At 48.1% G+C, this 6055-nt stretch carries 4 protein-coding genes; all 4 read left to right on the forward strand.

The genetic code is table 11. From position 1 onward, the window contains the following. Window positions 1-15: 15 nt before the first annotated feature. Genes K5677_RS10650 through rlmD form a run of 4 tightly spaced genes read left to right on the forward strand, consistent with a single transcriptional unit; the run spans window position 16 to window position 5756 of the window. Window positions 16-2313: a bifunctional (p)ppGpp synthetase/guanosine-3',5'-bis(diphosphate) 3'-pyrophosphohydrolase gene (locus K5677_RS10650; protein ID WP_296727760.1), complete on the forward strand. Its 2298-nt coding sequence runs from the start codon at window positions 16-18 to the stop codon at window positions 2311-2313. 11 nt (window positions 2314-2324) lie between these two features. After that, entirely contained in the window at window positions 2325-2969 is a 645-nt protein-coding gene (locus K5677_RS10655; protein WP_296727763.1) for an MBL fold metallo-hydrolase, read from the forward strand. Further along, entirely contained in the window at window positions 2956-4434 is a 1479-nt protein-coding gene (gene hemZ / locus K5677_RS10660; protein ID WP_296727764.1) for a coproporphyrinogen dehydrogenase HemZ, read from the forward strand. The genes K5677_RS10655 and hemZ overlap by 14 nt, the downstream gene beginning before the upstream one ends. After that, a complete protein-coding gene (gene rlmD / locus K5677_RS10665; RefSeq protein ID WP_296727766.1) occupies window positions 4398-5756 on the forward strand; it encodes a 23S rRNA (uracil(1939)-C(5))-methyltransferase RlmD in 1359 nt (452 codons plus the stop codon). Before hemZ ends, rlmD begins: the two co-directional genes overlap by 37 nt. Window positions 5757-6055 lie beyond the last annotated feature (299 nt).

Consider the following 6055-nt stretch of genomic DNA (forward strand, 5'->3'; position numbering starts at 1 on the left):
TAAAGGAGAATAGATATGCCCGACAATATGAATGTATCAAATCTCATGCATCACGAGGTGGAAGTGCCGATACCAGAGTCAGCTCTCCCCGAGGATCCGAGGGAGTTTCTCAGCGATATTCCCGATTTCAACGATAATTTCACTATTGAGAAGATAATACAGAAGATACTTACCGATGACAAGCAGTATGACCTTAGCAAGATAATCTCGGCATATGAATTTGCCGCAAAGGCTCATGAAGGACAGGTGCGCTCATCGGGACAGCCCTATATCACTCACCCCCTTGCAGTTGCCTATACTCTATTGGAGCTTGGCATGGACACGGATACTATCTGCGCCGCTCTGCTCCATGATGTAGTTGAGGATACCGACGCCACCCTTGATGACCTGAAAAAGCGCTTCGGTCAGGACGTTGCCCTGCTTGTAGACGGAGTAACAAAGCTGAGCAAGATACCTACCTCTACTAAGGAGGAACAGCAGGCAGAGAATATCCGAAAGATACTTCTTGCCATGTCTCAGGATATCCGCGTAATGATAATCAAGCTCAGTGACCGCCTGCACAATATGCGTACTCTGAAGTACCGTCCTCTTGAAAAACAGCGCAATACTGCTCTTGAGACAATGAACATTTACGCTCCTATAGCTCACCGCCTCGGTATCAGAGCCATAAAGGAGGAGCTTCAGGATCTTGCCTTCCACTATCTCGATCCCTATGCTTATTCCGAGATAGAGAGCATTCTTGAAAACAAAAAGGAAGAGCGCGAGGCATTCATCGAGATAATCAAGAGCCGTATCGCACAGCGCTTCAAATCAGAGGAATTCACACAGCCCCCTCAGATAGACGGCCGTGTAAAGAGCATATACAGCATATACCGTAAAATATTCATCGGACACAAGGATATTGACGAAATATACGATAAATATGCAGTCCGTATCATAGTTACGACTATCGCAGAGTGCTATAATGTTCTCGGTCTTATCCACGATATGTTCAAGCCCCTTCCAAACCGCTTCAAGGACTATATCTCAACGCCAAAGAACAATATGTATCAGTCCCTGCATACAACCGTCCTCGGAAAAGAGGGTATCCCTTTTGAAGTCCAGATACGCACGTGGGATATGCACGAGACCGCAGAATACGGTATCGCCGCTCACTGGAAGTACAAAGAGGGCATACAGGGCAAAGACAAAATGGAACAGCGCCTTGCATGGGTACGTCAGGTCATTGAGGCACAGCAGACCTCAGACGACGTTGAGGAGATAGTCCGCATAATCAAGACAGACCTTGACCCCGAGGATATAGTTGTCATGACTCCAAAGGGTATGTCCGTAAGCCTGCCTATAAATTCAACGGTCATCGACTTTGCCTACCGTATCCATACTGAGATAGGTCATAAGACAGTAGGTGCAAAGGTAGACGGCAGGATAGTGCCTCTTGATTATAAGCTCCAGACAGGACAGATATGCGAGATAATCACCAGCAAGGACCCCGATAAGGGACCGAACCGTGCATGGCTCAATATCGTACAGACCAATGAGGCTCGCTCAAAAATACGCTCATGGTTCAAGAAGGAGCGCCGCGAGGAGAATATCGTCGAGGGCAAGGCACAGCTTGAGCGCGAATTCAAGCGCCACAGGATAAACCTCAAGGAAGACCAGTATACCGAGTTCTTACAGGACGACTTCAAGCGTCATAACTGCGAGACTCTGGACGACTTCTATGCCTCTATCGGATACGGCGGTATACTTCTCTCAAAGATGATACCGCGCCTTAAAGACAAGTACGAAAAACTCTATGAAAAGGAAGGCGAGCCATCTGTAATACCGCTTATCAAGCCAAAGCCAAACGGCAGGAGCAGTATCATACTCGACCAGATAGATGATATGCTGATAAAGTTCGCCCAGTGCTGCAATCCTCTCCCCGGGGACGATATAATCGGCTTTATAACACGCGGCTACGGAGTTTCAGTTCATACCACCAACTGCACCAACTATAAGGCAGCCCTCGCCAGAAATATTCCCGAGGAGCTTGACCGCTGGGTAGATATCCAGTGGACCGAAAACAGCGATACACAGCTGCAGACCAGCTTTGAGGTGACAGCTACAGACCGCGTTGGCCTTGTTTATGATATATCCGCAGTCCTCCTTGAAGCAAGAGTGCCTATCGTTCATTCCGCTTCAAGAGTCCTCAAAAACGGCAATGCTCTATTTGAGGGTACTATCGTTATTTCCAGCACAGAGCAGCTCAAAAACCTCTTTGAGAAGCTCAGAAAGATAAAAGGCGTCATCTCCGTTGAGAGAGCCGCTATTTAAGGAGTAAGAACATGAAAATCCATCATTTACAGCTTGGACCGCTCCGTTCAAACTGCTATATTATTGAAACCGCACCGGGAAGATGTGTTGCCGTTGACATCGGCGGCGACAGCCGTCTTTTTCTTGAGTTTCTCAGAATGAAGAAGCTCCGCCTTACAAAGATACTCCTCACCCACGGTCACTTTGACCACATCGGCGGCGCAGAGGAGGTCCGCAAGGCTACAGGAGCTGAGATATACGTACATGAGCTGGACGCTCATATGCTCACCAGCGCAGCTGATTCGCTGGCATCTGATATGTCATTCTTCACCTTCACCCCCATTACGGACTGGACCTGCGTTTACGGCGACTGCTTTATAAACGACGGCGAGTGTACCTTCCGTGTGCTCCATACTCCGGGACACTCTCAGGGCAGCGTGTGCTACATCTGCGGCGATGTGATATTCTCGGGAGATACCCTTTTCTGCTGCTCTGTTGGCAGGACCGATTTCCCCGACAGCAGCTCCGCAGCCATGACATACTCGCTGAATAAGCTCTATAACCTTGTGGGAGACTACAAGGTCTACCCGGGGCACAACGAAAGCACCACCCTTGACTATGAACGCGGATCTAATCCCTATATGAGACCATTCAGAGGCAAAAATGACGAACAATGAGACTAAAATGCCGATAATCCTCATCGGCAATTCTTATAAATACGAAATTGAAGCTACCATGAAGCTATTTTTCAGCACAGCGCGTTACAGCTTCGGCGAGTCCCGTGAGGAAGCCATTGGCGATGAGTATGTCATTGCCGAGGTTGACGGAGACAAGCTCAGAGTCGAGGTAAAGCTCAGAGACAAGGCTCCCGAGGTGCGTGAAGCCATTGCCGGCGAAACGCAGAACAAAGAGCACGAGCTTTGCAGGGTGCTGTTCCATATCCTCTCTGATAAGACCGGTATCAAACCGCCGTGGGGACTTATGACAGGCATACGCCCCGTAAAAAAAGTAGTGGAGCTCATACGCGAGGACGTGCCAAAGGACGAGATATTCCGCAGGCTTAAAGACAAGTACGAGATACAGGACAAGAAACTGGAGCTCGCCTATGATACGGCGGTAAATCAGCTTCCAATACTTGATCAGATAGACAGTACTGCCGCAAGTCTGTATGTGTCTATCCCTTTTTGTCCCACAAGATGCAGCTACTGCTCTTTCGTTTCACATTCAATGGACTCTGCTATAAAGCTCATGCCGCAGTACATCGAAGCACTGTGCAGAGAGCTTGAGATACTTGGAAAAATTGTAAAAGAAACTGACACAAAGATAGATACTATCTACTTCGGCGGCGGTACTCCCACATCGGTATCAGCACAGGAGCTTCGCACTATCATGGAGGCAGTGGAGAATAACTTTGACCTGACAAAGGTGCGTGAGTACAGCGTTGAAGCAGGCCGTCCCGATACTATCACCGAGGAAAAGCTCCGCGTTATCAAGGAGCTTGGTGCAGAGCGTATCTCAGTAAATCCTCAGACTCTCAACGATGAGGTACTTAAAGTCATAGGCAGAAAGCACTCGGGAGAAGACGCTGTAAAAGCCTTTGAGCTTGCCCGTAAGATCGGCTTCAAAAATATCAATACCGACCTTATCGCAGGTCTGCCGACCGAGTCCGCAGAGAGCTTCCGCAATACCCTTGACCGCATGATAGAGCTCGATCCCGAGAGCATTACAGTTCATACCCTGACTATAAAACGCTCTGCCACTCTCTTTGCACAGGGCAACGCAAATAACGCAAATCCAGCAGCTGAAATGGTTGACTACAGCATACCTGCACTGATGTCTCACGGCTATCTGCCATACTATATGTACCGTCAGAAGAACACTGTGGACAACCTTGAAAACGTTGGCTACGCGAAAAAGGGCTTCGAGAGCTTCTATAATATCTTCATTATGGACGAGACTCAGACAATTCTCGGTGCAGGCTGTGCGGCTTCCACTAAGCTGCTCTATGCAGGCAACAGGATCGAACGCATACATAACTACAAATTTCCATATGAGTACATCAAAAGCTTCGACAAGCTCATGGAGAAAAAAGAGGAGATCACAGAATGCTTGAAAAAAATCAAGTCCATAAAGCTGAGATAACAGCACTTACCTCTGAGGGCAGCGGCGTCTGCCGCATTGACGGCATGGCTGTTTTTGTGCCTGAGACCGCTGTCGGCGACGTCTGCGAGGTGAGAATAGTAAAGGTACTGAAAAGCTATGCTTTCGGTATCGTTGAAAAGCTTATAACCCCTTCCCCCGACCGTATCAGTGATAACTGCCCCGTGTATAAAAAATGCGGCGGCTGTCTGCTGAGACATATCTCCTATGAAGCTGAATGCCGCACTAAAAACGATATTGTACGCGACGCCTTTCAGCGCATAGGCGGGCTTTCTCCACAGTTTGATGACTTCCTCGGCGCCGAAGCCACTGAACACTACCGCAATAAGGCTCAGTACCCCCTCGCAGTACAGGACGGCAAGGCTGTCTGCGGTTTTTACGCTCCGAGAAGCCACAGAGTGATACCTGTTGAAAACTGCGCTTTGCAGCCTGAGATTTTCAGCGATATAATAAAAATCGTACTTGACTATATTAACGAGAAAAAGCTCTCGGTATACGACGAGAACTCAAATACAGGCATTATCCGCCATATCTACCTCCGCAGAGGCGCTCACTCGGGAGAGATAATGGTGTGTCTCGTTGTGCGCAGGGATATATCAAGGCAGCTTTCGGCGCTGTGCAGAAGACTTACAGAAAAATTCAGTGATATAAAAAGCATCGTAATGAATATAAACTCCCTAAAGACAAACGTTATCCTCGGTGATGAGTGCGTAACTCTTTGGGGCAGTGATGTTATCTCAGATACCATGTGCGGAAATACCGTGGAGATTTCTCCCCTTTCATTCTATCAGGTCAACACTGTGCAGGCAGAAAGGCTCTACGGCAAGGCTCTGGAATACGCCGCTCCCGAAAAGAGCGAGGTCATTGCAGACCTGTATTGCGGCGCAGGTACGATAGGTCTTTCAATGGCTAAGCAGGCGGCTAAAATAATAGGCGTTGAGATAGTTCCACAAGCTGTTGAAAACGCAAAGAAAAACGCCCTTCGCAATAATATTGCCAATGCCGAATTCCACTGCGGCGACGCAGGAGAGGTTTTCGGGAAGCTCCGCAAACAGGGCTGCAAGCCCGATATAATTGTGATCGATCCGCCGAGAAAGGGCTGCTTCCCTGAGACTATCAGCGTTATTGCGAAAGCCGCCCCGTCGAGGATAGTGATAATTTCCTGTAACCCTGCAACAGCCGCAAGAGACGCAAAGCTGCTCTCAGAGCACGGCTACAGCGCGGATAAGGTCTGCGGTGTAGATCTGTTCCCAAGAACAGGACACGTTGAGTGCGTAGTATTGATGTCAAGGGATAAAACTTAAAAGTGCCGATTTTACGGCGGTTTTCGGCTATACAGTCAATCAACGAAGTCAACCCTAACAGGCTTTTTACTGTATTTGGAAAAACATCTACGAACTGAAAACGCCTGACAACCAATCTGCTCAGTGAGGTTCGTGCGCAGATTGGATAACAGAGGGTTCGATACTTCGTAGATTGGTTGTCATTCGTCAAAATATACAAAGTGGGAATAAATCCGCATGATAGGGAAAGGAAAATACTATGGTAACAGTAACAATTGAAAACAACAAATTCAAGTTTCACGGTACTTTTGACTGCGGAT

It is taken from the genome of Ruminococcus sp. (assembly GCF_024684275.1).

Coding starts and splice junctions, on each gene's coding strand:
- K5677_RS10650 (WP_296727760.1), top strand. CDS start 16: ATGCCCGACAATATGAATGTATCAAATCTCATGCATCACGAGGTGGAA.
- K5677_RS10655 (WP_296727763.1), top strand. CDS start 2,325: ATGAAAATCCATCATTTACAGCTTGGACCGCTCCGTTCAAACTGCTAT.
- hemZ (WP_296727764.1), top strand. CDS start 2,956: ATGACGAACAATGAGACTAAAATGCCGATAATCCTCATCGGCAATTCT.
- rlmD (WP_296727766.1), top strand. CDS start 4,398: ATGCTTGAAAAAAATCAAGTCCATAAAGCTGAGATAACAGCACTTACC.